This is a genomic window from Aeromonas veronii bv. veronii, from assembly GCF_000820225.1.
Taxonomy (GTDB): domain Bacteria; phylum Pseudomonadota; class Gammaproteobacteria; order Enterobacterales; family Aeromonadaceae; genus Aeromonas; species Aeromonas veronii.
In genome coordinates this window covers 116,509-141,961 of record NZ_CDDK01000025.1, presented here as the reverse complement: position 1 = coordinate 141,961, position 25,453 = coordinate 116,509, and the positions used below count along the sequence as shown (strand labels likewise).

Genomic DNA, 25,453 nt, shown 5'->3' with positions numbered 1-25,453 from the left:
AGAGGTCAGTTTGTTTACATTTTGGTTACAAGTAAATGAATTGGTTTTGTTTGGAGCTTTGTGGAGGTGTAAAGCGAGCGAGGCAGCAGGCTTAAAGAGAGAGGGGGGAGGTGCGAAGGAAGGCGCCCGTGTCGGGCGCCTTCACTTCAGGAGTTAGCGGTGGGCCAGCGGGTAGGTGAAGAGCGCCAGATGGGAGAAGTTGAAGGCGAAGTGGATCAGGATGGCCACGGAGAGTCGCCCGCTGAGCTGGAATGCCAGGCCATAGCAGCAGCCTGCCAGAGTCGCAAACAGCGCTAGCAGGGGGCCACCGGGCAGGTGGATGGCTCCGAACAGTAGCGCAGCCACGACGATGCCAATCCAGGGGCGGTAACGTTCGGTCAGCCCCTGCTGGATCGCGCCGCGAAACAGCGCCTCTTCCGCCACGCAGGTGAACAGCAGATTGTTGAGTGCAAACAGCCACCACCAGTGGGGCAGACCCACTTCCGGTTTCAGTGCCCCCAACTGCCAGGCGATGACCAGCAGGGCACCCAGCGGCAGCAGCAACAGGGCCAGCGGGCGCCAGCGGATTGCGCCCCCCTTGCCCAGCAGCATCGGGCAGGCCAGCAGCAAGCCAAAGAGCAGCAGCGGCTTGTCGAGGTTCAGATACATGTTGAACGGCACGCTGGCGGGGCCTGCCAGCGCCTGATCCAGCACCTTGAGATTGTTGAAGCCGGGGATCAGGTGCAGGGTCAGCGCAATCGCCCAGAGGATCAGCACCACTCTGGCCGCCATCGCCCAGCGGGCGGGGAGGGTTGGCGTACGCCATGCCAACAGTAATCCTGCGACCGAGACCAGCAGGGCGGGTAGTGTCATTCGGTCAAGCCACAGTGCCAGCAGCAGGGAGAGTCCCAGCAGGGCAAAGGCGGGAAGACGTTGGCGGAAGAGGGCAAGCAGCACGGCCAGCGCCAGCGCGCCCCAGATAAATGAGTCGGGGAGGGGTAACATTGGATCTCCTTGATCGAGGCAGGCGGCAACCTTAACAAGTGGGCGTCAGCAGGACAACCGCGCAGGAGGTGGTCGGATCCCTTCTCTATACTCATCAACAGGGTAAAGGGAGAGCAGCTGATGAAGCACTGTCTGTGGTTGTTGTGTTGTTGGTGTGTCTGGCTGCAGGCCGCGCCCTTGCTGCTGGTGACCGGTGAGTTCACCCCCTATACCGGCAAAGCACTGCCTGAAGGCGGCGAGAGCACCCGGCTGGTGACGACCCTGCTGCAAGAGGCCGGGTATCGAGAGCTCCAGGTCGACTACCTGCCCTGGCCCCGCGGCTATCAGTTGACCCGCAATGGGTTGGTCGCGGCCACCTTCCCCTACGCCTGGACTGCCGAGCGGGCCAAGCTCTTCCACTACAGCGCTCCCATTCATATAGATCGCCTCTCCTGGTTCACCTATCGGGGGAGTGAGGCCATTCAGGCTGGCCGTTGGCAAGGGCTGCGTGTCTGCATTCCGCTGGGGTGGAGCACCAGCCATGCCGACGGGGTGATCAAGCGTTTCGGGCTGGATCTGCAGCGCCCCAAGACCCTGGCACAATGTCTGCAACTGCTGGATCGCAAACGGATCGATCTGCTGCCGATGAACGAGACGGTGACCCGGGATGCCAGCCGTCAGCTGTTTGGCGACCCCTGCCATCTGCAGGCATTGCCCCACTTTCGTCAGAGCGACACTTTTTATCTGATCATTTCACGGCAGTACCCGGAGGCCGCCAGCCTGCTTGAGCGCTTCAATCATGCCCTAGCTGCCGCCCGTGCCGATGGTCGCTATGACCAACTGGTCTCCCGAGCCGGAAAGGGGATCGATTGCCGTTGAGAGTACCTGGGCGGCAAACAAAAAGCCGGAGCAGTGGCTCCGGCTTTCTTTATACCTTCAGGGGCGATTAGCGGCCTGATTCTGCGATCACGCGTGCGATGATATCGGCGCGCTTGCCGGCTTCCAGTTCGCCCAGGGCGATCAGGCCAGCCTTGAAGATGACGTTCTTCGGCAGGCTGACGTCGTCCAGTGTGGCGATCGCTTCAACGTGCATGCCGTTCAGACGACTGGCATCGCGCGGGCTCAGGTTGACCTGAGTGTTCATCACCTGCTTGCCTTTCTTCTTGGCTGGTGCAGCTGCTTTCTTGGTAGATTCCTGTTCTTCGTCTTCCGGCAGTTCGTCATCAAAATCGTAAATAGACATAGTCAATCCTGTTGAGTTAGGCAAAAGGGCACGTTTGCCCGACATAGTAATCCGACATTGGGTCAATCAGCCCATATCCTCGTTACGGATAAAGGCGCGCCAGGAGCCGAGCACCTGGGCAAAATCTTCCAGCCCGCACATGGCCAGCTGTTCATCATCGTAGTAGGCGAGATCGTCAAGATCCTCACCCAGCTCGATATTGAGGGCGTTGGCTTTCACCTCCGCCTCTTCATGGGTCAGCAGCAGGGAGTAGTCACCGCCGTTGAGCCGGTATTCGACTCGGGTGCGGTTGGAGAGCTGATCAATGATGGAGAAGAGCTCGTCGAGCTTCTCCTCATCCTTGCCAACCTCGTCGATCAGCCACTGACCGATGGCTTCATGGCCCATGGAGAACCGGGCGCGATAGCCACCAAACGGGTCGCGGCGAAATTCATAATCCATAGCACAGTCCAGATCGGAGGGATGGGCCATCACGGGCAGGCGGGTGCAAGCACGCAATTCCTGCTCCATGGCGGGGCACACATCGGGTAAAGTGGCCTATTCTAGCGATCCCCCTCTCGCTTGTCTTGATGATGTGGCATCTTTGCGCCCATGTGCCCTGAATCGCCTCGTGGTGACGTAGTCAGATCAGCCCCTTGTCCGGAGATGTTATGCAGCTAAACGATAACCTTGCCCGCCAGATCGTCGCACGGGCGATGAAGATCCTGTCGTTCTCGGTCAACGTGATGGACGAACATGGTCTCATCATTGCGTCCGGCAATCCGGAGCGGATCCATCAGCGCCACGAAGGGGCCGTGCTGGCGCTCACCGAAAACCGAGTGGTGGAGATCAGCGAAGCGACCGCCCTGCAGCTCAAAGGGGTGCGACCCGGCATCAATTTACCCATCTCCTATCAGGGAGAGCTGATCGGGGTGATCGGCATCTCCGGCGATCCGGAGGAAGTGCGTGCTTACGCCGAGCTGGTGCGAATGACCGCCGAGCTCATTCTGGAGCAGGCGGCGCTCACCGAGCAGCTGCAGTGGGACAAGCGCCACAAGGAGGAGCTGGTGCTGCAGCTAATCCGTGGTGAAGGGCGGGACGATCAGCTGCAGCAGGCGGCCCGTTTTCTCGGGCTGGAGTTGGCCCAGCCCAGGGTGGTGGCCGTGCTGGCGCTGGAGGAGGCCGATCCGGCTCGTCTGCGGGAGCTGGTTCATCAGCTGGAAAATCCGGAGCGGGACAATCTGGTCGCCATCAACGGGCTCGACGAGATAGTGGTGCTCAAACCGGCGCAATTGAGTGAGGGTGTCTGGCAATCGGCGCAGGAGCGCAGCCGGATCAAGCAACTACTGGCGCGCATTCCCCACTTCAAGGTGCATATCGCGGTGGGCGATTACTTCGCCGGGATCGACGGGCTGGCGCGCTCTTACCAGACGGCGCGGGATACCCTGCGCCGTGGCATGCGGCAGGCGCCACGTAAACAGGTCTACTTCTTTGAGGACTACCGTTTGCCGGTGCTGCTCGGCAGTCTGGCGGACTCATGGCAGGCGGATCAGCTGCGCACACCGCTGCAGAAACTGGCCCGTGAAGATGGCAAAGGGGCGCTGCAGAAGACCCTGCGCCACTATTTCTTGCAGGATTGTGATCTGCATCGCTGTGCCGAAGCGCTGTTCATTCACCCCAATACCTTGCGTTACCGACTAAACCGGATCGAGCAGATAACCGGGTTGAATTTCAACAAGTTAGACGACAAATTTTTGCTCTATCTCGGCCTTAATCTCGACTTGTGATTGTGAAGTTGGACAAAAAAACACTTTTACATGACGCAATTTTTGGTTTGTAAGCCAAGGCATTCTGATTGCAGATCTCCATAATGGCGGCCATTCACTCCCATTGAAGGTGTCCGTCATGATCCCGGTTACAGCCCTTGGCGCCATCGCGGCGCTCTCCATCGCCATCATCCTCATTTTGAAAAAGGTGCCGCCCGCTTACGGCATGATCGTGGGTGCCCTGGCCGGTGGCCTGATTGGCGGTGCCGATCTGACCCAGACCGTCGCCCTGATGATCGGCGGTGCCCAGGGGATCACCACTGCTGTGATGCGGATCCTGGCGGCCGGTGTACTGGCGGGCGTGCTGATCGAATCGGGCGCGGCTACCACTATCGCCGAGACCATCGTCAAGAAACTCGGTGAAACCCGCGCCCTGCTGGCGCTGGCACTGGCAACCCTGATCCTGACTGCGGTCGGCGTATTCGTGGATGTGGCCGTTATCACGGTCGCCCCCATCGCGCTGGCCATCGCCCGCCGTGCCGACCTCTCCAAGGCGGCCATCCTGCTGGCGATGATCGGCGGCGGCAAGGCGGGTAACGTCATGTCCCCCAACCCCAACGCCATTGCCGCGGCTGATGCCTTCCATCTGCCCCTGACCTCAGTGATGGCGGCGGGCATCATCCCGGGTTTGTTCGGTCTGGTGATGGCCTACTGGCTGGCAAAGCGCCTCAACAACAAGGGCAGCAAGGTTGCTGCCGACGAGGTGGTGAGCTTTGCCGGTGCCAAATTGCCGGGCTTTGCCGCCGCCATCAGCGCACCGTTGGTCGCCATCCTGCTGCTGGCCCTGCGGCCGGTCGCCGGTATCGTGGTGGATCCGCTGATTGCGCTGCCGCTTGGTGGTCTGGTCGGTGCCCTGATGATGGGTAAATTCAGCAAGGTGAACCAGTTTGCGGTCTCCGGTCTCGCTCGTATGGCGCCGGTCGCCATCATGCTGCTGGGTACCGGTACCCTGGCGGGCATCATTGCCAACTCCGGCCTGAAAGATGTGCTGATCAGCGGCCTGACCGCCTCCGGTCTGCCTTCTTACCTGCTGGCGCCTATCTCCGGTGCCCTGATGTCGCTGGCAACCGCCTCGACTACCGCCGGTACCGTGGTGGCCTCCAACGTATTCAGCTCCACCCTGATTGAATTGGGGATCAGCAGTCTGGCCGGGGCGGCGATGATCCATGCCGGTGCCACCGTGTTTGACCACATGCCCCACGGCTCTTTTTTCCATGCCACCGGTGGCAGCGTCCACATGGGGGTGGGGGAGCGCCTGAAACTTATCCCTTACGAAACAGCAGTCGGTCTGACCATTGCCACTGTCTCCACCCTGATGTTTGGCGTGTTTGGCCTCGCCTAAGGAATTGATATGAAAATTGTTATTGCCCCCGATTCATTCAAGGAGAGTCTGAGCGCCATGGCGGTGGCTGATGCCATCGAGGCCGGTTTCAAGCAGGTGCTGCCAAACGCCACCTACGTCAAATTGCCGATGGCCGATGGCGGTGAGGGCACGGTGCAATCGCTGGTCGATGCCACCGGTGGCCGGATCCTGCCGGTCGAAGTGACCGCGCCCCTTGGCAACAAGGTGCAGGGCTTCGTCGGTCTGCTGGGTGATGGCGAGCGTGCCGTCATCGAGATGGCCGCCGCTTCCGGCATCCATCTGGTCGCTCCCGAGCAGCGCAATCCGCTGCTCACCTCCAGCTTCGGCACCGGCGAGCTGATCCTGGCCGCGCTGGAGATGGGGGTGAAGCACCTTATTCTCGGTATCGGCGGCAGCGCCACCAATGACGGCGGTGCCGGCATGATCCAGGCGCTCGGCGGCAAGCTGCTCAAAGCCGATGGCTCCGCTATCGAGTTGGGCGGCGCAGGTCTCAGTGAGCTCGCAACCATCGATCTGAACGGTCTGGATCCGCGACTGAGCGAGCTGGTTATCGAGGTGGCGTGCGATGTGAACAACCCGCTGTGCGGCCCGAAAGGCGCCTCTGCAGTGTTTGGCCCGCAAAAGGGGGCGACCCCCGAGATGGTGGCGCAACTCGATGTCAACCTCTCCCGTTATGCCGACTGCATTGAGCAGGCCCTTGGCAAGCAGGTGAAGGATATTCCGGGGGCGGGCGCTGCCGGTGGCATGGGGGCCGCGCTGGTCGGTCTGCTTGGTGCCGAGCTCAAGCCAGGTATCCAGATCGTGATTGAAGCCCTGAAGCTGGCCGAGGAAGTGGCCGATGCGGACCTGGTTATCACCGGCGAAGGTCGTATCGACAGCCAGACCATCCATGGCAAGACGCCAATCGGTGTCGCACGTTGCGCCAAGCAGTTCGGCAAGCCGGTGATCGGCATCTCCGGTTGCCTGACCGACGATTGCGGTGTGGTACATGATCACGGGCTGGACGCGGTATTCGCCGTGGTCAACCGCGCCATGTCTCTGCCGGAGGCGCTGGAGAGCGCCAGCACCAACATTCAACTCACTGCGCGCAACGTCGCGGCACTCTATCAACTCAAGGGTTGATCCGGTTCGGCCGATGGGCGCCATCGGCCACCTAATATTCCCGTATGGGACATCTCCCATCCTGCGAGATGTCTGACTGCCCTGGCACTTATTTGCCGATCCATCGTGATCGGCTCTTTTCTTTCCGTTCCTTTGTCTTGCCACACTTTTGACTCCATGGGTAAGCGCGGTTTTGATAGGCGCACATCTCCCTTTACGGCATAGTGGTCGTACCAAGTACAAGGAGAGACTCATGTTCCTGCTGACCCTGGGGGTTGCGCTGTTTACCCTGATCCATCTCTACCCCTGTTTTGCGGTGGCCCATCGGGCGCGACTGAGAGAACGGCTGGGTGAGAATCGCTACAAGGGGCTCTTCTCCCTGCTGGTGTTTATCGCCATTGCCTGCATCATCGCCGGTTGGCGGTCGGCCAGCTCGCTGCCGCTCTACTTCCTGCCGGAGTGGGGGCCGATGACCATGACGGTGATGATGCCCTTTGCGCTGATCCTCTTCTTCTCCGGCCAGGGGCCCAACCATCTGCGCCGTTGGCTGGTGCATCCCCAACTGCTCGGTACCCTGCTCTGGGCGGTGGCCCATCTGCTGGTCAACAGCGAGGCTAGATCTCTGGTGCTGTTTGGCGGCATCGGGCTCTGGGCGTTGGTGAGCATGTTCTGGATTTCTGTGCGGGACTGGCAGCGATATCCCCGCCCGGCGGCCAACTGGACTGGCACCGGCATCTGCGTCGGGGCGGGCCTGGCTGCCACCGCGCTGCTGGTGTTCTGGGGCCACGGCTGGCTGACCGGCATTCCATTGCATTGAGAGTGAACTGCGGCTCTGGTAACCGCGTATGATGGACAAAACAAAAGGAGTCTTGGCGATGAAATGGTTCACTCTGTTGCTGTTATTGGGGGCCAGCGCGGCCTCTGCGGCGTGCCCAGATTATTTCAATGTGGAGATGCGGGAGCTCAACAATGCCCAGCGCCACAACCTCTGTCAGCTGACCGAGGGCAAGGTGGTACTGGTGGTCAATACCGCCTCCTATTGCGGCTACAGCGGCCAGTTTCGCGATCTGGAGAAGCTCTACCAGAGCTACAAGGATAAGGGGCTGATTATTCTCGGTTTCCCCTCCAACGACTTCTGGCAGGAGGCGGGCAACGAGACCAAGACCGCCGAGGTATGCCGCCGCGACTATGGCGTCACCTTCCCGATGTTCAATCGGGTAGCGGTGCGGGGCTCCGATGCAGTGCCATTGTTCAAGGGGCTGGCGGCGGCCGCTGATGGGGATGAGCCGAACTGGAACTTCCACAAGTATCTGGTGGGGCGCGATGGCAAGCTGATCGCCAGCTACGGCGCCAACCAGAATCCGGCTGACGACCCCCTCAAACTGCAGATCACCCGGGCGCTGGGGCTCTGACCCTACCCCTTGGCGGGCGGCTCTGGAATAATGGGCTCCCGCCACTCAACCCGGTTATCCTGTGCTGCAACGTCTTCCTCAAATGGTGATCTTCGATGCGCTGGTGCGCGAGCAGGGGATCTCTGCCGCTGCCCGTCGTCTCGGGGTCTCCAAATCCCATATCAGCAAGCAGCTGGCGCTGCTGGAGACCACCCTTGGCGCCCAGCTGGTACAGCGCACCACCCGCCGCTTCGTCCTGACCGAGCTGGGTCAGGAGTATGCCCGTCACTGCCATGCGCTGGTGGCGGTGGCGCAGGAGGCGGACTCCATGATCGCCGAGCGGCGCGGCAAGGTGAGCGGCGTGCTCCATCTCGGGGTGGGCCAATCATTTGGTCGTCTGCACGTCATTCCTCATCTCAAGGCGTTTCAGGATCGCTATCCCGAGCTGGAGCTGGAGGTCTCGCTGTTCGACCACAGAACCAATCTGGTGGATGAGGGGCTGGATCTCTGGCTCACCACCTATGAGGACAAGCCGGAAGGGCTGGTGGGACAGCGGCTGGCCGACATTGGCTTCGTGGTGGCGGCTTCGCCGGATTACCTGCTGAGCCACGGCACGCCGCTTCATCCCAAGGATCTGGCCCAACACAACTGCATCACTTACCAGAGTCGGGAGCGGCGCTATCACCAGTGGTCGTTTCGCCAGGGCAAGGAGCGTCAGACGGTGCAGGTCGCGGGCAACTATCGGGTGGATATGGCGGAGGCGGTGCGGGATGCGGCACTGGCCGGGCTCGGCATCGCCTATATCGCCAACTACTTGTTGGACAAGGAGTTACAGAGCGGCAAGCTAATCCCGGTGTTGCCAGAGTGGCGACCGAACCAGCAGATGGCGGTACACGCCGTTTATGCCCGTCGCGAACATCTGGATCCCAAGATCCGTCTCTTCATCGATTTCCTCAAGGCCCGCTTTGGCCCCGAACCCTATTGGGAGCAGCGACTGGCCCCCTGGCTCGGGGGTAAATTGTCCGGCGGTGAGGAATGATTGTTTCCATATAAGAACTCTCGATTTCTCCTGATACTAAAATCGAACCAAATCAGCCAGTTGGCGCAACCGATATCGTGCAAACGTTTTTTCTAACAGGCTTGTAACCAAACGGACTTGCAGTGACGGGGGGAGAGGCGCAGAATCCGCGCCCATCTTTTGCCCCACCTGATGGAGTCCCTATGATTGCCCTGCTCGGCATCCTGAGTATCCTGGCGCTTGCCGTCATCTGCTCTGATAATCGTCGTCGTATCCCGTTGCGAACAGTTGGCCTTGCCCTCTGCCTGCAAATCATGTTTGCCGGTCTGGTGCTCTGGCTGCCTGCCGGTCAGCATGTGCTGAACGGGGTCAGTGAGAGCGTAAGTAGCGTGATCGGTTATGGTCAGGAGGGGATCGCCTTCCTGTTCGGCGATCTGGCCAAGTTCAAGCTGGGCTTCATCTTTGCCTTCAACGTGTTGCCGGTCATCATCTTCTTCTCCGCGGTGATCGCCATCCTCTACCACATCGGTATCATGCCGCGGGTGATCGCCCTGCTGGGTGGTGGCTTGCAGAAGCTGCTGGGCACCGGCCGTGCCGAGAGTCTTTCCGCGACCGCCAACATCTTCGTTGGCATGGTGGAAGCGCCGCTGGTGGTCAAACCCTACCTCTCCAAGATGTCCGACTCCCAGTTCTTCGCTGTGATGAGTTGTGGTCTCGCTTCCGTCGCCGGTGGCACCCTGGTGGGCTATGCCAGCCTCGGGGTTGAGCTGAAATACCTGATCGCTGCCGCCTTCATGTCAGCCCCTGCCGGTCTGGCGATGGCCAAAATCCTGGTGCCGCCGGGAGCTGAAGAGGTCGATCACCATCAGGATGTCGAGATCCCCCGCGCCACCAACGTGATTGAAGCGGCGGCCGATGGCGCCATGTCTGGCCTCAATATCGCGGTGGCAGTCGGTGCCACCCTGTTGGCCTTCGTTGGCGTGATCGCCATGCTTAATGGCCTGCTCGGCTGGGCTGGCGGTTTGGTAGGGCTGGATCTGAGCTTCCAGATCATTCTGGGTTGGCTGTTTGCCCCTGTCTCATGGCTGATCGGTGTGCCCTGGGATCAGGCGCAAGCCGCTGGCGCCCTGATCGGTACCAAGATCGTGGTCAACGAGTTCGTCGCCTTCATCGGTCTGGTGCAGGATCAGACCCTGAGCGAGTCGAGCAAGGCCATCGTGACCTTCGCCCTGTGTGGTTTTGCCAACATCTCCTCCATGGCGATCCTGATCGGCGGTCTGGGCTCCATGGTGCCGGAGCGCAAATCCTTCATCGCCCGTTACGGCATGCGCGCCATTCTCTCCGGCGTACTGGCGAACCTGATGAGTGCCTGTCTGGCCGGTCTGTTCCTCGCCCTGTAACCGCTGCGGTACGGGATAGATGTAACAAGGGCGCCCTGATGGCGCCCTTGTCATATGGATAAAATGAAGCCCCGACCTTGTTCGGGGCTTCTTGTTGCTGCTCAGTCGACGTAGAAGGTCTGCTGGAAGCTGAGGTTCTGCTGCTGCCCACCGCCCATGATCTTCAGGGTGAACTGATAGGTATCTTCGTTGCGGTAGGGGAGGGTTGCCAGATAGTAGATAGCATCCCCCTCTTTTACCTCCTGAAAGTTCAGGGTGCGGATGGTGCCGGTCAGGTTCTTGGCCTCACCGGTGATCCCCACGGCTTGCGCCACTTTCTGCTTGTCCTGTACCGCGATATTGATGATGGCGTTGTAGCGGCTGCGCTCCAGTCCATACGCTTTGGCGACCTCGGGGGTGAGGAAGCTGGAGTTGAAGGCGTTGTAGTGCACCAGCCAGGGCCCCAGCTCCTTCATCTGTTCTGCCTTGAGCGGCAGGGTCATCAGCAGTGCCAGCAGGCCACTCATCCAGGCTGTTTTCATCTGTCATCCCTCTCATATCTACGGTTGGCGCAGGCCGATTCATTCAGCCTTGCGTGTCATTCAGCAGCGCACTCACTTCTTGCGGCAACTGTTTGGGGCTGTCGATGGCGACGGTTTTGTGTCGCCCCAGCTCGCCCCGCACTATGGTGATCTGTCCCTTGGCCACCTTGAACTGCTTGGCCAGAAACTTGATCAGATGGCTGTTGGCCTGGCCATCGACCGGCGGCGCCGTGATGGCCACTTTCAGCTCTTCGCCATGCAATCCGATGATCTGATCCCGACTCGCCTTGGGCTGGATCACCAGATGCAGTACCAGTTCATCCCCTTGTTGCAGGACGGCTGGCATCAAATCATCCACCACAGCTGGCCAAACAGGTCACCCAGCAGGTAGTTGATGGCTTGCAGGCCGATAAAGGCGACCAGCACCGAGAGATCCAGCCCGCCCAGTGCCGGCAGTACGCGGCGGATAGGAGCGAGGAACGGCTCGGTCAGCTGATGCATCACGTATTCGATGGGGTTACGGCCCTGGCTGACCCAGCTCAGGATGGCGCGGATCAGCAGTACCCAGAAGATCATCGAGCCCGCTTTTTTCAGCACGGTCAGCGCGGCAAACAGGCTGATGCTGAGCCAGTCCGCCAGCAGCACGTTCATGCTCTTGAGCAGGGCCAGCTTGGCGAAGGCGATGGCCAGCGCCAGCACCACGGAAGCGAGATCTATGCCGCCAAAGCCCGGGATCACACGGCGCAGCGGGATCACCAGCGGATTGGTCAGCTTGACCACCATCTGGCTCATCGGGTTGTAGAAGTCGGCACGGGCCCACTGCAGCCAGACGCGCAGCAGGATCACCATCAGGTAGAGATCGAAAACGGTGTTAATCAGAAAGTAAGCAGTGTTCATCTGGGCTCCTGTTAGAAGAGGGTTTCCATTTCGGTGGCGCGAGTAACGGCCGCCTGCATGGCTTGCGCAGTCAGCGGCATCAGCCCCTGCTGATGGAATGTCTTGATGGCTTCGGCTGTGGTGCCGCCCTTGCTGGTCACCTGCTCACGCAGGGTCTGCAGCGCCAGCTCCGGGTTTTGCTCCACCATGGCGGCTGCGCCCAGCGCGGTCTGCTGCACCAGCAGGCGTGCCTGCTCGGGCGAGAAGCCCATCGCCTCTGCCTCTTCGGCGATCGCCTGCATAAAGAGGAAGAAGTAGGCCGGAGCACTGCCCGCCGCGGCGATGACGCCGTTGATGCCGGACTCCTGCTCCACCCAGAGGGTCTTGCCGACCGCCTGCATCATCTGCTCGGCAAACTCGCGATCCGCGGCGGCAATATGTTCGGGCGCATAGAGGCCGGTCATGCCCAGACCCAGCAGGGCCGGGGTATTGGGCATAGTGCGTATGATGCGGTCATGACCACCGGCCATCTCGCCAAGGCGCGCCACCTTGATGCCAGCCGCGATGGAGATGAGCAGCTTGCCCTCAAGGGAGCCCAACTCTTCAACCAGTGCTGACAGCATGCCGGCCATCAGCTGCGGTTTGACCGCCAGCACGATCACTTCGGCATCGCGGGCCGCCTCGGCATTACTCTGGGTGATGCGAATGCCATGTTCCCTCGCCAGCGCCTCCAGCTTGGGCAGACTGGGGTTGGCGGCCGTGATCTGCCCGGCGGGATAACCCGCCTTGACCAGTCCGGCGATGATGCTGCGGCTCATGTTGCCCGCGCCGATAAAGGCCAGCGTTCTATGCTGCATCAGATGCTCCTGTTGCACATGGGGTCGCGGCGGGGTTGGCGCTGCCTGCACCACCTGACGCCAGAATTCGGTGTTCCATCAAACGCTCCTGTTGATGAAGTCGCGGCAAGAGGCGGACGTATGGGTTATCCGCTGGCCTTGCCTATGAGTAGTCACGGGCGCCGAAGATGGCGGTGCCAACCCGCACCATGGTGCTGCCGTGGGCTATCGCCAGTTCAAGATCCTCGGTCATGCCCATCGAGAGGGTATCCACCGTGGGGTATTGTCGCGCAAGCTCGGTGAACAGAGTCTGCATACGGGTCATTTGGGCGGCCAGTACGCCCTCGTCGCTGGTGTGTTCGGGAATGGCCATCAGCCCCCGTAGCACCAGTTGCTCACTGTGAGAGACCAGCTCGGCAAGGCGGAAAATCTCTTGTTCCGACGTTCCGGATTTGCTGCTCTCTCCGCTAATATTGATTTGCAGACAAACATTTAGCGGTGCCATTGTAGTTGGGCGCTGGTTGTTGAGGCGGTCGATCAGCTTGTCCCGATCCACGCTCTGCACCCAGTCAAACCGTTCGGCGACCAGTTTGGATTTGTTCGATTGCAAAGGGCCGATAAAGTGCCACTCTATGTCGCTATATTCCGGCTGCTGGCGCAAGGTATCGATCTTGGCCGCTGCTTCCTGAGCGTAGGATTCGCCAAAGCAGCGCTGACCTGCGGCATGGGCGGCCATGATGGCCTCGACAGGTTTGGTCTTGCTCACGGCCAGCAGGCGGATCTGCTGCAGGTTGCGGCTCGCCCGTTCGGCGGCCTGGGCAATACGTTCCTTTACCTGAAACAGGTGCTGGGCAATCTGGTTCATATTTCGTTAGTGATCTTGTGATGGGAGAATGACAAGTCTATGGATATCACAGAGTTATTGGCTTTCAGTGTAAAGCATAAAGCCTCGGATCTACACCTCTCGGCCGGGGTTCCCCCGATGATCAGGGTTGATGGTGAGGTTCGCAAGATCAATTTGCCCGCCCTGGAACACCGGGAAGTGCATGCCCTCATTTACGACATCATGAACGACCATCAGCGCAAGGAGCTGGAGGAAAACTTCGAGGTCGACTTCTCGTTCGAGGTGCCCAATCTGGCCCGTTTCCGGGTCAACGCCTTCCAGCAGGCGCGCGGTTCGGGCGCGGTATTTCGTACCATCCCCAGCACTGTGCTGAGTCTCGAGGATCTCGATGCGCCGGAGATCTTCCGCAAGATCGCCGAGTTCCCGCGGGGCCTGGTGCTGGTGACCGGCCCGACCGGTTCCGGTAAGTCGACCACCCTGGCGGCCATGGTCAACTACATCAACGAGAACTTCCATCACCATATCCTCACCATCGAAGACCCCATCGAATTCGTCCACGAGAACAAGCGCTGTCTGGTGAACCAGCGGGAAGTGCACCGCGATACCAAGAGCTTCAGCAACGCCCTGCGCTCGGCACTGCGGGAAGACCCGGACATCATTCTGGTGGGCGAGATGCGCGACCTGGAGACCATCCGTCTGGCCATGACCGCCGCCGAAACTGGCCATCTGGTGTTTGGCACCCTACACACCTCGTCGGCGGCCAAGACCATCGACCGTATCATCGACGTCTTCCCCGGTGCGGAGAAGGACATGGTGCGCTCCATGCTCTCCGAATCCCTGCGGGCGGTCATCTCCCAGACCCTGCTCAAGCGCATTGGCGGTGGCCGGGTGGCGGCTCACGAGATCATGATGGGCATTCCGGCGGTGCGTAACCTCATCCGGGAGGACAAGATTGCCCAGCTCTACTCGGTGATCCAGACCGGGATGACCCACGGCATGCAGACCATGGATCAGAGCCTCAAGCAGCTGGTGAGTCGTGGCGTAGTAGCATCCCTCGATGCCAAGGCCAAGGCCGTTGATCCCAACAGCATTTAAGCGACTCGCACCCAGGGAGGGATAGATGATGAATCTGGAGGATCTGCTGAGCCAGCTGGTCGAGCGAAAGGGATCGGATCTGTTTGTGACGGTGGGCTCGCCGCCCACCCTCAAGGTGAATGGCCATCTGGTGTCGCTGGGGGGGGAAGCGCTCGACAAGAAGGGGGCTCTGACGCTGGTCAGGGATACCCTCAGCAGCGATCACTTCGAGCGCTATATCCGCACCAAGGAGGCCAACTACGCGATCTATCGCGAGGCGCTTGGCCGTTTTCGGGTCAGCGCCTTCTGGCAGCAGGAGCTGCCCGGCATGGTGGTGCGGCGTATCGAGACCCGCATTCCCACCTTTGAAGATCTGCAGCTACCCAAAATTCTGCAAGAGGTGGCGATGGCCAAGCGGGGGCTGGTGCTGTTTGTTGGCGCCACCGGGGCGGGCAAATCGACTACCCAGGCGGCGATGATCGGCTATCGCAACCAGCATGCCGATGGTCATATCCTGACGGTGGAAGACCCGGTGGAGTTCGTCCATCAGCATGGTCGCAGTCTGGTGACCCAGCGAGAGGTGGGGATCGACACCGAGTCGTTCGATGTGGCGCTGAAAAGCTCGCTGCGTCAGGCGCCAGACGTGATCCTGATCGGTGAGATCCGCAGTCAGGAGACCATGGAGTTTGCCCTGCAATTCGCCGAGACGGGACACCTTTGTCTCGCCACTTTGCATGCCAACAATGCCAACCAGGCGCTGGATCGCATCCTCCATCTGGTGCCGCAAGACAAACACCGCCAGTTCCTGTTCGATCTCTCTTTCAACCTCAAGGCCATCGTCGCCCAGCAGCTGGTGCCGAGTATGGATGGCAAGCGGCGCTGCGCCGCGTTCGAGATCCTGCTCAATACCCCGCTCATCACCGACATTATCCGCAAGGGAGAGATGCATCGCCTCAAGGAGGTGATGACCAAATCGACCGAGCTGGGTATGCAGACCTTCGATCAGGCGCTCTTCAGCCTGTTCTGCGCCGGCCAGATTGGCTACAGTGAGGCACTCGCCCACGCTGACTCGGCCAACGACCTGCGACTGCTGATCAAGCTCTCCGGTCGCGAGCGGCTCGGCACCGGCACGCTGGACAATGTGACGCTGGATGAATGAATCATGGGGCCGCTCCGCCGTTCGGCCCCTCGCCATAAAGGAACGTTATGCTGATTGTGGTTTCCCCGGCCAAGACGCTGGATTACGAGTCACCGCTGGTGACTCCCCGTTTCACCCAACCCGAGCTGCTGGATCACTCCGCCGAACTGATTAGCCGGGCCCGCCAACTGAGCCCTGACCAGATCGCCACACTGATGAAGATCAGCGACAAGCTGGCCGGTCTCAATGCCGCCCGTTTTGCCGAGTGGCAGCCAGATTTCACCCCCGCCAACGCCCGTCAGGCGCTGCTGGCCTTCAAGGGGGATGTCTACACCGGTTTGGCGGTGGAGGATTTTAGCGAGGCCGATTTTGACTTCGCTCAGGCACACTTGCGGATGCTCTCCGGCCTCTACGGCGTGCTTCGCCCCCTCGACCTGATGATGCCCTATCGGCTGGAGATGGGGACCAAGCTCGACAATAGTCGCGGCAAGGATCTCTACCAGTTCTGGGGCGAGGTGATCACTCACCATCTCAACGACGCGCTGGCAGCGCAGGGGGATGAAGTGTTGATCAATCTGGCCTCCGACGAGTATTTCAAGTCGGTACGCCCCAAGAGCCTGAAAGGGCGGATTGTCACACCGGTGTTCAAGGATGAGAAGAACGGCCAGTTCAAGATCATCAGCTTCTACGCCAAGAAGGCGCGCGGCATGATGGCTCGCCACATCATCAAGCACCGTCTGACCGAGGTGGAGCAGCTGACCGGTTTCAACGCCGAGGGCTACTACTTCGTGCCGGAAGAGTCGGACGCCAATACCCTGATGTTTAAACGCGCCGAAAATTAATTACAAAAAGAGGGAACCAATCTTTCGACCCGCGGGTCTGAATATGTGAATCCTCTGTTGTAAGCACTTTTTATTCGCCGACGTTTGATACGTCGGCTTTTTTATTGCCGTTTTTATTGTCCATCGATTGCCTTCGCCGGGACTATGTGGTTCAGATAGACTCAAGACAGGGAGCGAGTCGTCGTGAGGTGAATATGGAACAGAAAAATGCCATTCGGCAGGTTGCCGTACCTTGGGCTCCGTCCCGCCAGCTCCCACCCGGGCTGGTCGTTGCCGAGCTGCATCAGGATCTCTGGAGCGACTCCCTGACCATCATGCTGGGGCGGGCACGCAGCATCGATCTGCCCCCGCAAATCCTCTGCCGGGTCTATTTTCGCCATATCTACGCCCTGCGGGTCATCGAAGATTGCGATCTGGCCGAGGGGAAGGATAGTCACGCTATCGAAGAGCAGATCCAGCTCATCACCCCATCCCGTTTTGCCAGCTGGTTCCATCAGGAGTCGGACGGCCTGCATCTGGATGAAGATCTGCAGCACTATCGCATCTCGACCTGGGATTATTGCGCCGATGTGCTGACCTCCTCGGCGCCGGAGCTGCAGTTTCTGCCCCAGAGCGAGTAGCCAGCTGTTACGTCAGAGGCGAAGGATGATCCTTCGCCTCTTGGTTTTTGGGCTGGTGCAGATTTTGTGGCGTTCAGGCCATTCAGCTTGGGTGGTGGCCTGTTGTGTTGCACAAAAAAAGCGCCTCAGAGGAGGCGCGGGGAAAAAGACAGATTGGAAGCGTCACATGGGTGCTACTTGAATCAGCGAATGAGCCGTGCCATTCAAGTATGGAGCCATCATGCCAAGCTCAATCTGAAGTAGTTCTGAGGCGATTCTTCATTTTCTGTTCATCTTGTCAGCAAAGCGTGGTCACTGACTGAAATCCTTTTCATTCTGGTCACCATATTGTCCCGCCCTCTCCAAGGCGCTCATCGTCTCATGGGGCCAGCTCGAATGTTGTGCCAGTCTGTTCCAGAGCCAGCAACCAGCGCTTGATGGGAATGCCGCCAGCATAGCCGGTCAGATCGCCGCTGCGTCCGATCACCCGATGGCAGGGTACTATGATGCTCAGCGGATTGCGCCCATTGGCAGCGCCCACCGCCCGTACCGCCTTGGGGTTGCCGATAGCCTGGGCAATCTCGAGATAGCTCACGGTCTCGCCATAGGGGATATCACACAAAGCGTTCCATACCGTTTGCTGAAACGGAGTGCCCTTCGCTGCCATGGGCAGATCGAACTGCTGCAACTTTCCGGCGAAATAGGCGGTGAACTGGGCAAGATAGGGCGCCAGCGCCTTGTCATCCCGTTGCCAGTCAGTTTGCGGCATGACGGGGCGCTCCCCGTGCATGAACTCCACGTGGCGCAGGCCATCCTGATCGATGGCGACCAGCAGGGGGCCGCGGGCGCTGTCGCAAAAACTGTATCTCATCGGCTGACATCCTTTGGAGGCTGGGGGGGCTCAGTCCAGCACCGGCTTGCCGCGGGCGGACTTGATATCACCCTTGCGCTTTTTGGTATCAACCCGTTTGCGCTGGGAGCTGCGGGTCGGCTTGGTGGCATGACGAGCCTTGGGGCGCCAGGCTGCTTTCTTCAGCAACTCCACCAGACGGCTCATCGCCTCCTTGCGGTTCATGTCCTGGCTGCGATGGCTCTCGACCCGGATCAGGATAAAGCCATCGTGTACCCGGCTGTCGCTCAGCTTGTCGAGACCCTCCTTGTAGAGGGGCGTCAGGCTGGGAGAGTTGCGGTAATCGAAGCGCAACCAGACGGCGGAGTCGGTCTTGTTGACGTGCTGTCCACCGTTGCCCTGTGCCCGCATGGTCTGAAATTGCAGCTCATGCCAGGGAATCGTGACGCTGTTGGAGATAACTAACATGCTGTTTTGCTCTTGTTTGGTGCATACCCGCTGACCGCTGCAGCATGGTGCCTCATTATGGGGCGTGCTGGCCGGTTATGGGGATGTGCCTGGCGAATGGCGTAGGCATTAAACTCTATCTGTATGAAATAAAACAATAAAAATACTTGGCATAAGAATTGAAACCCGATTTATGACACACCATGGATTGGGAGCAACCAGATGAAGCTGATTAGTGCGATTATCAAACCGTTCAAGTTGGACGATGTCCGCGAGGCTATTGCCAACCTGGGGGTGGAAGGGCTGACCGTGTCCGAGGTCAAGGGATTTGGCCGCCAGAAGGGACACACCGAATTATACCGGGGAGCCGAATATCAGGTCGACTTCCTGCCCAAGGTGAAGCTGGAGATTGCTACCGCCGATGATAACGTGGAAGGGGTGATCGAGGCGATCTGCAAGGCGGCCTATACCGGCAAGATCGGCGACGGCAAGATTTTTGTCTACGACTTGCTGCAAGCGGTGCGCATCCGCACCGGCGAGAGTGACGACGAGGCGCTGTGATGAACCGCATCCGTGACGTACAGATCTGTTGACCTCCCGATCTCGGGGAATCCAGATGGAGTGAGCGCTTATTGAAGCCTGATCAACATAACGTTTTGCTCAGAAGAGGCCGAATGGGATTCCATCCGGCCCTTTTCATTTATGGGCGATTAAATATGTGATGTGGCGACGGCGAGCTTTCTTGATCCGCTTATAAGATGTATGCAGAATGCAAACGGAAATCGTTATCACTCTGTATAGCTAATCAAGGAATGGATGATGAAAATGAAGATGTTGGCACTGGCTTTCTCTGCGTTGGCAGCTCAGTCGGCATTGGCGGCCGGAGAAGTGAATGTCTACTCCAACCGGCAGGATGAGCTGATCAAGCCCATCATCCAGCAGTTCGAGAAGGAATCTGGCATCAAGGTGAACGTGGTGTTCGCCAAAGAGGGGTTGAACGAGCGTCTGGAGCGGGAAGGCAAGCTCTCTCCGGCCGACCTGATGCTGACCGTCGATATCAGCCGTCTGACCGATCTGGTGGACAAGGGGCTGGTGCAGCCGGTGGATAGCAAGATCCTGCAGGAGAACATCCCCACCATCTATCGTGATCCGGAGAATCGCTGGTTCGCCCTGACCACCCGGGTTCGCGCCATCTACTCCAGCAAGGATCGCCTAGGCAAGCTCGAGACCATCAGTTACGAAGATCTGGCCAAACCGGAATTCAAAGGGAAAATCTGCACCCGTAGCGGCAAGCATGAGTACAATGTGGCGCTGGTCTCCTCCATGATTGCCCATCACGGCATGGCCGAGACCAAAACCTGGCTGGAAGGGGTCAAGGCCAACCTGGCGCGCAAGCCGCAGGGCAACGACCGGGATCAGGTCAAGGCGATCAAGGATGGTATCTGTGACGTGTCACTCGGCAACAGCTACTATCTGGGCGCCATGTTGAAAGATCCGGCGCAGAAGTCCTGGGCGGATGCGGTCTATATCAACTTCCCGAACCAGGCTGACCGCGGTGCCCACGTCAACGTGAGCGGCGTGGCCATGACCAAATATGCCAAGAACAAGGCTGAGGCCCAGAAGCTGATGGAGTTTCTGGCTGGTGACACCGCCCAGCACATGTATGCGGACGTGAACGCCGAATATCCGGTCAAGGCCGGAGTCGAGCCTTCCGCCATGGTCAAGTCCTGGGGCAGTTTCAAGTCTGACGCACTACCGGTCAGCGATTACGCCAAGCACCGCAAGGACGCCTTGCAGTTGCTGGATGAAGTGAAGTTCGACTTGTAATCAGATGGGGCCAACGGCCCCATCAACATCTGTGGTCTCATGAAAAATTTTGGATGGATGACCGGCAGCTGGGCCATCGCCCTGCTGCTGGGTTTACCGGTTATAGCCCTGCTTTTCTCTGCCTTCTCGGCTGAGGGAGATCTCTTTCGCCACCTCGCCGATACCGTGTTGCTCGATTATTTGGGCAATACCCTGGGGCTGGTGGTCGGCGTGGTGCTGCTCAGCCTGCTGTTTGGCGTGCCTACCGCCTGGCTGGTGGCCATGTGTCAGGTACCGGGGCGGCGCGCCCTGCAGTGGGCTTTGATGCTGCCAATGGCCATGCCCTCCTATATCGTCGCCTACGTCTATACCGACCTGCTCGACTACTCTGGCCCGCTACAAGCCGGGTTGCGAACACTCTTTGGCTGGAACAGTCCGGCCGATTACTGGTTTCCTGCCATTCGCTCCCTTGGCGGCGCAGCCTGGGTGCTGGCACTGGTGCTGTTCCCCTATGTCTATTTGCTGACCCGCGCCTCCTTTCTGGAGCAGTCAGTCAGCCTCATTCATTCCAGCCGCCTGCTCGGCTGTACCCCGTGGCAGAGCTTTCGCCGCCTCAGTCTGCCGCTGGCGCGCCCGGCCATCATGGTGGCGGTGTCGCTGGTGGCGATGGAGACGTTGGCCGATTTCGCCACCGTCCACTTCTTTGCCATCAACACCCTGACCACGGCGGTCTACGACACTTGGCTCGGCTACGGCAGTCTAGCCACCGCGGCCAAACTCTCCTGCCTGATGCTGCTGGCTGTGGTGCTGCTGATCGCGCTGGAGCGCCGCTCGCGCAGTCGGCAGCAGGTGTTCCAGAAGTCGATGGGCCATGAGCAGCCGCTGCGCTATCCGCTCAAGGGGATGAGTCGCGCTCTGGCCGGTCTCTGGTGCTGGGGGCTGGTGCTGGCCGGTTTCGGCCTGCCGTTTGTCATCCTGCTCGATTACGGGGTGCGCTACTTCGAGTTGTCGTGGACACCGGAGTTCGTTCGTTTTGCCGGTAACAGTTTGCTCATCTCGGCGTTGACCGCCCTGCTGGCGATGGGCATCGCCCTGCTGCTCGGCTTCTTCCGCCGCCTCGATGGCGGTATAAAGAGTCTGTTGCCCCTGCGCATCGCCGCCATGGGTTACGCCATGCCGGGCACCGTGCTCGCCATCGGGGTGCTGGTGCCGCTCACCGCCCTCGACTTTGCCATCAACGATCTGGCCGAGTGGCTCGGGCGTCAGGGGCCGGGCTTGCTGCTGACCGGCACCATTACCGCCATCGTGTTCGGCTATTTGGTGCGCTTCGTGGCCATCGCCATCGGCTCGGTGGAGAGCAGCATGGGCAAGATCTCCCCCAGTCTCGACATGGCAGCCCGCTCCTTGGGGCAGGGGGATGGCGGCATGCTGCGCCGGGTCCATCTGCCGCTGGTGCGCCGTGGTCTGTTTGCCGGTGCCATGCTGGTATTCATCGAATCCATGAAGGAGCTGCCCGCCGCTCTGCTGCTGCGGCCGTTCAACTTCGATACTCTGGCGACCCACGTCTATCAGTTTGTCTCGGACGAGATGCTGGAGCGCGGCGCGCTGGGGGCTATCGTCATTGTGCTGGTGGGGCTGTTGCCGCTGATCTGGGTCAACCGCACTCTGGACAGTCCGGGCCACTGAGTCGCCGCGTCGGTCAATGAAATTGCATGCGGTGTGCTGAACCCAAGGCAGCGCGCCGCCAGAAACGAGAGGAAGTCAGCCTTGTCCTGTTTGCAGGTTGAAAATGTCAGCTGCCGTTACAACGGCCGCAATGTGCTGGAGCAGCTCTCCCTGACGGTGGCAGACAACGAGATCGTCTGCCTGCTGGGAGCCAGTGGCTGCGGCAAAACCACGCTGCTCAAGGCCATCGCCGGGCTGCTGCCGCTGGCAGAGGGCTCGATTCGCCTCGGCGATACCCTGCTCGACGGGCCGGGTGCCAGCGTGCCGCCCGAGGCGCGCAACATCGGGATGATCTTTCAGGATTACGCCCTCTTCCCCCACCTGACGGTGGCCGACAATGTTGGCTTCGGTCTGACCAAACTCGACCGCCGCGTCCGCCAGCAGCAGGTGGATGAGGCGTTGGCGCTGGTCAATCTGCAGGGGCTGGGGGATCGCTATCCGCACCAGCTCTCCGGTGGTCAGCAGCAGCGGGTAGCCATCGCCCGGGCGCTGGTGTGCAAGCCGCGGCTGATGCTGCTGGATGAGCCCTTCTCCAACATCGACACCCAGGTGCGGATGAAGTTGATCCTCGAGATCCGCGCCCTGCTCAAGCAGCAGGGGATCGGCGCCATCTTCGTCAGCCACAGCAAGGAGGAGGCGTTCGCCTTCGCCGATCGGCTGGCGCTGTTTCGCGCCGGTCACATCGAGCAGGTGGGCCAGCCTGAGCAGCTCTATCGCCGCCCGCAAAACCGCTTCGTGGCGGAGTTTCTCGGCGGGGTCAACTATCTGGCTGCCGAGGTGGTGGACAGCCACTGCGTACAGACGGCGCTCGGGGTCATTTGTGGCAGCGAGCCTCATGGCCGCGCGGTGGGTGAGCAGTTGCAGCTGATGCTCAGACCCCAGCAACTGCTGCTGGAGAGCGCCGCAGATGGCGAGCTCAAGGTGGTGGAGCAGCAGTTCCTCGGCCACCACTGCCGGGTGCTGTTCGAGTGTGGCGATCTGCAGCTGGAGGCGAGCATTGGCGAGCCCCTTGATGGGATGCGGGCACGGATCAAGGTCGCTCCCCATGGATTGGTGTTGTTTGACCCTTTGCCCTGAACGCGTGATATCGTCGTGAAATCAAAGAACTGGATCCACTCTGGTTTATAATCGCGCAACGCAAATAGCCCGTAACGCTAACGCCTACTCAGGGGAGAGATATATGAAAGCCCAAGCCGGGATCTGCGCAGAGCCGAATCTGCACGCCCTCTATCTGATGTTCAATCGCACCGGCGACGCCGCCGAACTGGTCGGCCGTCTGGCCAAACTGCCCGCCCTGTGGCAAGCGGTGGCTGCCGATTTCCCCGATGCCGGTTTCAGCGGTCTGGTTGCCGTTGGCGCCGATGCCTGGGATGGTCTCTATCCTGCCGCCCGTCCGCCCCAGTTCCGCGGCTTTATGGCGCAATCCGCCAACGGTCAGGAAGCCCCCAACACCCCGTTTGATCTCTTTATTCAGCTGCGCGCCGATCGGGTGGATGTGCTGCACCACGCCGGTCACCGTGTGATGGCACTGCTGGCCGGACTGGTAGATCTGGCCGAAGAGGTGCGCGGTTTCCGCAATCTGGATTGCCGCGATCTGACCGGTTTCGTCGACGGCACCGAGAACCCGCAGGATGAGCACCGTGCCGAAGTGGCGTTGCTGGCCGATGGCGAGTTTGCCGGTGGCTCCTACATTCACGTCCAGCGCTGGGTCCACGCCATGAGTGACTGGGAGAAGCTGGCGCAAAAAGAGCAGGAAGACATTATCGGTCGCACCAAGCCCGACAACATCGAGTATGAGTCTGCTGCCAAGCCGCTGACCGCCCACATCAAGCGGGTCAATCTCAAGACTCCGAAGGGAGAGTCCATGGAGATCCTGCGCCAGAGCATGCCCTGGGGCACCATGACCGAGCAGGGGCTCTACTTCATCTCCTGCTGCCGCACACCGCAGCACTTCAACGCAATGCTGGCCAGCATGTACAAGGGGGAGGGCAGCCACTTCGACCACCTGCTGCGTTTCACCAAGGCAGTGACCGGCGCGGCTTTCTTCGCACCATCGGAAGGTTTTCTGATGGCGCAGGGCAAATAAGCCCGCCTGGCGAAGACTGAGAAAACAAAAATCCCGGCCTTGGCCGGGATTTTTCGTTCTGGCGTGACCGCTATGACGCGGTGGAGGCCATTACGGCGTCTGTTCGAACAGCTCGAGGGCGGAGAGGTAGAGCTCTTCGATATCGGTGTCGCTGGTCGGGGTGATGAAGATAGTGTCATCACCGGCGATGGTGCCGAGGATCCCCTCTGCCTTGCCGAGGGAGTCGAGCAGGCGGGCGATCAGCTGGGCTGCACCCGGGCTGGTGTGGATCACCACCAGTGCGCCGTTGTGATCGACGTCCAGTACCAGATTCTTGAGCGGGCTGGAGGTGGTGGGCACGCCCAGTTCCACCGGCAGGCAGTAGACCATCTCCATCTTGGCATTGCGAGTGCGAACGGCGCCGAAGCGGCTCAGCATGCGCGATACCTTGGACTGGTTGATGTTCTCGAAGCCCAGCTCTTGCAGGGCGGTGACGATTTCTGCCTGGGAGCCAAAGCGCTCTTCTTTCAGCAAGGCTTTAAAGGCCTTGGCCAGTTTTTCTTGCTTGTCGTTGTGTTTCATCTTGGTCTCACGAATGAGGAGGTGTGGCGGCCTGTGCGATACAGGCGGCAGATACGAACAGCGGTGCCATTTTGCATTCATATGCCGTTTTTTGCAAGGAAGCGGCGCTTGTTCTGCATATTGATTCAAAAATGGCTTGCATCAACCTTTATTAGGGATAGAATCGGGATGAAATTTTGAAAACTTATTCAATTGGGCTGTATGGGTATTGAATTAATAGGTATCGAGAAGTCCTGGCACAAGGTGCCGGTTCTGCAACAGGTCAGCTTTCGGACATCTCCCGGTGAAACCTTGGTGTTGCTGGGCCCGAGCGGTGCTGGCAAGAGTTCCCTGCTACGGATGATGAATCTGCTGGATACCCCGGATGCGGGTGTTCTGCGGATTGGCGAAAGTGAATTTTCTTTCCCAAGCTCCCTCTCTGCTGCCGAATTCAACCGCCAGTCCCAACTGCTGCGCCGCAAGGTGGGGATGGTGTTCCAGCAGTACAATCTCTGGCCACATCTCACTGTGATGGAGAATCTGATTGAAGCGCCGGTCAAGGTGCTCGGCATGAGCAAGGAGGCCGCCATCGAGAAGGGGGCCTACTTGCTGGCCCAGCTGCAACTGGCCGACAAGCGCGATGCCTGGCCTGCCCGTCTCTCCGGCGGCCAGCAGCAGCGGGTGGCCATTGCCCGTACCCTGATGATGGACCCGGAAGTGCTGCTGTTTGACGAGCCGACTGCTGCCCTCGATCCCGAGATCACCAAGGAGGTGGCCGAGATCATCCGCAACCTGAGCCAGACCGGCATTACCCAGGTGGTGGTGACCCACGAGGTCGACTTTGCCCGCAAGGTGGCCAGTCAGGTGATTTATCTGGAGAAGGGGCGGATCATCGAATCCGGCACCGCTGCCATTTTCCAATCCCCGCAAACCAGCCGGTTTGCCGAATTCTTGATGCATTGATATTGAATCGATAAGGAAGCTG

General features: G+C 59.9%; 29 protein-coding genes. 18 read left to right on the top strand and 11 right to left on the bottom strand.

The genetic code is table 11. The features are described from left to right. Window positions 1–153: 153 nt before the first annotated feature. Window positions 154–984: a CPBP family intramembrane glutamic endopeptidase gene (locus BN1139_RS10980; protein ID WP_005348856.1), complete on the bottom strand. Its 831-nt coding sequence runs from the start codon at window positions 982–984 to the stop codon at window positions 154–156. A gap of 120 nt (window positions 985–1,104) precedes the next feature. On the opposite strand from BN1139_RS10980, the gene BN1139_RS10975 reads away from it, so the two are divergent. Next, complete coding sequence (locus BN1139_RS10975; protein WP_005348858.1) at window positions 1,105–1,842, top strand: substrate-binding periplasmic protein; 738 nt, start codon at window positions 1,105–1,107, stop codon at window positions 1,840–1,842. A gap of 67 nt (window positions 1,843–1,909) precedes the next feature. Here the strand turns inward: BN1139_RS10975 and BN1139_RS10970 are convergent, their stop codons facing one another. After that, a complete protein-coding gene (locus tag BN1139_RS10970; RefSeq protein ID WP_005348860.1) occupies window positions 1,910–2,206 on the bottom strand; it encodes a hypothetical protein in 297 nt (98 codons plus the stop codon). A 66-nt stretch (window positions 2,207–2,272) separates the two neighbouring features. Further along, a complete protein-coding gene (locus tag BN1139_RS10965; RefSeq protein WP_031227767.1) occupies window positions 2,273–2,647 on the bottom strand; it encodes a YacL family protein in 375 nt (124 codons plus the stop codon). Window positions 2,648–2,856: 209 nt separating this feature from the next. Here BN1139_RS10965 and BN1139_RS10960 point away from each other — a divergent pair, with 209 nt between their 5' ends. The 7 genes from BN1139_RS10960 (at window position 2,857) to BN1139_RS10930 (ending at window position 10,284) form a co-directional block, all read left to right on the top strand. Beyond that, window positions 2,857–3,972 (top strand): sugar diacid recognition domain-containing protein, encoded by a 1,116-nt coding sequence (locus BN1139_RS10960; RefSeq protein ID WP_005348863.1) that lies wholly within the window; start codon window positions 2,857–2,859, stop codon window positions 3,970–3,972. Window positions 3,973–4,090: 118 nt separating this feature from the next. After that, window positions 4,091–5,353 (top strand): GntP family permease, encoded by a 1,263-nt coding sequence (locus BN1139_RS10955; protein ID WP_005340326.1) that lies wholly within the window; start codon window positions 4,091–4,093, stop codon window positions 5,351–5,353. Between the two features lie 9 nt (window positions 5,354–5,362). Next, window positions 5,363–6,496 (top strand): glycerate kinase, encoded by a 1,134-nt coding sequence (locus BN1139_RS10950; RefSeq protein ID WP_005348866.1) that lies wholly within the window; start codon window positions 5,363–5,365, stop codon window positions 6,494–6,496. 232 nt (window positions 6,497–6,728) lie between these two features. After that, window positions 6,729–7,292 carry an NnrU family protein gene (locus BN1139_RS10945; protein WP_005348868.1) on the top strand — a complete coding sequence of 188 codons (564 nt, stop codon included), beginning with the start codon at window positions 6,729–6,731 and terminating at the stop codon, window positions 7,290–7,292. 58 nt (window positions 7,293–7,350) lie between these two features. Next, window positions 7,351–7,887 carry a glutathione peroxidase gene (locus tag BN1139_RS10940; RefSeq protein ID WP_005348870.1) on the top strand — a complete coding sequence of 179 codons (537 nt, stop codon included), beginning with the start codon at window positions 7,351–7,353 and terminating at the stop codon, window positions 7,885–7,887. An 82-nt stretch (window positions 7,888–7,969) separates the two neighbouring features. Beyond that, the gene (locus BN1139_RS10935; protein ID WP_005348872.1) at window positions 7,970–8,905 is read left to right on the top strand and encodes a LysR family transcriptional regulator; all 936 of its coding nucleotides are present in this window, start codon (window positions 7,970–7,972) and stop codon (window positions 8,903–8,905) included. Between the two features lie 182 nt (window positions 8,906–9,087). Then, window positions 9,088–10,284 carry a NupC/NupG family nucleoside CNT transporter gene (locus BN1139_RS10930; RefSeq protein WP_005348874.1) on the top strand — a complete coding sequence of 399 codons (1,197 nt, stop codon included), beginning with the start codon at window positions 9,088–9,090 and terminating at the stop codon, window positions 10,282–10,284. Window positions 10,285–10,385: 101 nt separating this feature from the next. Here BN1139_RS10930 and BN1139_RS10925 read toward each other — a convergent pair whose 3' ends face one another. The 5 genes from BN1139_RS10925 to BN1139_RS10905 all read right to left on the bottom strand — a co-directional run bounded on the left by BN1139_RS10925 (window position 10,386) and on the right by BN1139_RS10905 (window position 13,382). Then, entirely contained in the window at window positions 10,386–10,805 is a 420-nt protein-coding gene (locus BN1139_RS10925; protein WP_005340339.1) for a DUF4426 domain-containing protein, read from the bottom strand. Window positions 10,806–10,848: 43 nt separating this feature from the next. Then, entirely contained in the window at window positions 10,849–11,151 is a 303-nt protein-coding gene (gene yggU / locus BN1139_RS10920) for a DUF167 family protein YggU (protein WP_005340341.1), read from the bottom strand. Further along, a complete protein-coding gene (locus BN1139_RS10915) occupies window positions 11,151–11,702 on the bottom strand; it encodes a YggT family protein (protein ID WP_005341416.1) in 552 nt (183 codons plus the stop codon). The genes yggU and BN1139_RS10915 overlap by 1 nt, the downstream gene beginning before the upstream one ends. A gap of 11 nt (window positions 11,703–11,713) precedes the next feature. After that, window positions 11,714–12,538, bottom strand: a complete 825-nt coding sequence (gene proC, locus BN1139_RS10910; RefSeq protein ID WP_005348877.1) for a pyrroline-5-carboxylate reductase — start codon at window positions 12,536–12,538, stop codon at window positions 11,714–11,716. A gap of 142 nt (window positions 12,539–12,680) precedes the next feature. After that, window positions 12,681–13,382 (bottom strand): YggS family pyridoxal phosphate-dependent enzyme, encoded by a 702-nt coding sequence (locus BN1139_RS10905; RefSeq protein WP_005348880.1) that lies wholly within the window; start codon window positions 13,380–13,382, stop codon window positions 12,681–12,683. A gap of 39 nt (window positions 13,383–13,421) precedes the next feature. Here BN1139_RS10905 and tapT point away from each other — a divergent pair, with 39 nt between their 5' ends. From tapT to BN1139_RS10885, 4 genes are all read left to right on the top strand, one after another. Continuing rightward, window positions 13,422–14,456, top strand: coding sequence for a type IVa pilus ATPase TapT (tapT, locus tag BN1139_RS10900; RefSeq protein WP_005340354.1), 1,035 nt, complete (start codon window positions 13,422–13,424; stop codon window positions 14,454–14,456). Window positions 14,457–14,484: 28 nt separating this feature from the next. Continuing rightward, window positions 14,485–15,594, top strand: a complete 1,110-nt coding sequence (gene tapU / locus BN1139_RS10895; RefSeq protein ID WP_041202736.1) for a type IVa pilus ATPase TapU — start codon at window positions 14,485–14,487, stop codon at window positions 15,592–15,594. Window positions 15,595–15,641: 47 nt separating this feature from the next. Further along, a complete protein-coding gene (yaaA, locus tag BN1139_RS10890) occupies window positions 15,642–16,415 on the top strand; it encodes a peroxide stress protein YaaA (RefSeq protein WP_005340358.1) in 774 nt (257 codons plus the stop codon). A gap of 194 nt (window positions 16,416–16,609) precedes the next feature. Beyond that, on the top strand, window positions 16,610–17,035 hold the full coding sequence (locus BN1139_RS10885) for a hypothetical protein (protein WP_005340360.1): 426 nt from the start codon (window positions 16,610–16,612) through the stop codon (window positions 17,033–17,035). A gap of 358 nt (window positions 17,036–17,393) precedes the next feature. On the opposite strand, the gene BN1139_RS10880 is transcribed toward BN1139_RS10885, so the two are convergent. After that, a complete protein-coding gene (locus tag BN1139_RS10880; RefSeq protein ID WP_005348884.1) occupies window positions 17,394–17,885 on the bottom strand; it encodes a methylated-DNA--[protein]-cysteine S-methyltransferase in 492 nt (163 codons plus the stop codon). Window positions 17,886–17,915: 30 nt separating this feature from the next. Further along, window positions 17,916–18,332, bottom strand: a complete 417-nt coding sequence (gene arfB, locus BN1139_RS10875) for an alternative ribosome rescue aminoacyl-tRNA hydrolase ArfB (RefSeq protein ID WP_005348886.1) — start codon at window positions 18,330–18,332, stop codon at window positions 17,916–17,918. Window positions 18,333–18,533: 201 nt separating this feature from the next. On the opposite strand from arfB, the gene glnK reads away from it, so the two are divergent. The 5 genes from glnK (at window position 18,534) to BN1139_RS10850 (ending at window position 23,928) form a co-directional block, all read left to right on the top strand. Further along, window positions 18,534–18,872, top strand: coding sequence for a P-II family nitrogen regulator (gene glnK, locus BN1139_RS10870; protein WP_005341406.1), 339 nt, complete (start codon window positions 18,534–18,536; stop codon window positions 18,870–18,872). Between the two features lie 258 nt (window positions 18,873–19,130). Further along, entirely contained in the window at window positions 19,131–20,138 is a 1,008-nt protein-coding gene (locus BN1139_RS10865) for a Fe(3+) ABC transporter substrate-binding protein (RefSeq protein WP_005348888.1), read from the top strand. 39 nt (window positions 20,139–20,177) lie between these two features. After that, on the top strand, window positions 20,178–21,803 hold the full coding sequence (locus tag BN1139_RS10860) for an ABC transporter permease (RefSeq protein WP_005348889.1): 1,626 nt from the start codon (window positions 20,178–20,180) through the stop codon (window positions 21,801–21,803). A gap of 81 nt (window positions 21,804–21,884) precedes the next feature. Further along, the gene (locus BN1139_RS10855; RefSeq protein WP_005348891.1) at window positions 21,885–22,919 is read left to right on the top strand and encodes an ABC transporter ATP-binding protein; all 1,035 of its coding nucleotides are present in this window, start codon (window positions 21,885–21,887) and stop codon (window positions 22,917–22,919) included. Between the two features lie 103 nt (window positions 22,920–23,022). Then, the gene (locus BN1139_RS10850; RefSeq protein WP_005348893.1) at window positions 23,023–23,928 is read left to right on the top strand and encodes a Dyp-type peroxidase; all 906 of its coding nucleotides are present in this window, start codon (window positions 23,023–23,025) and stop codon (window positions 23,926–23,928) included. A 90-nt stretch (window positions 23,929–24,018) separates the two neighbouring features. On the opposite strand, the gene argR is transcribed toward BN1139_RS10850, so the two are convergent. Beyond that, window positions 24,019–24,489: a transcriptional regulator ArgR gene (gene argR, locus BN1139_RS10845; protein ID WP_005340378.1), complete on the bottom strand. Its 471-nt coding sequence runs from the start codon at window positions 24,487–24,489 to the stop codon at window positions 24,019–24,021. Window positions 24,490–24,690: 201 nt separating this feature from the next. Between argR and BN1139_RS10840 the strand changes: the two genes are divergently transcribed. Beyond that, window positions 24,691–25,431, top strand: a complete 741-nt coding sequence (locus BN1139_RS10840; protein WP_005348895.1) for an ATP-binding cassette domain-containing protein — start codon at window positions 24,691–24,693, stop codon at window positions 25,429–25,431. Window positions 25,432–25,453 lie beyond the last annotated feature (22 nt).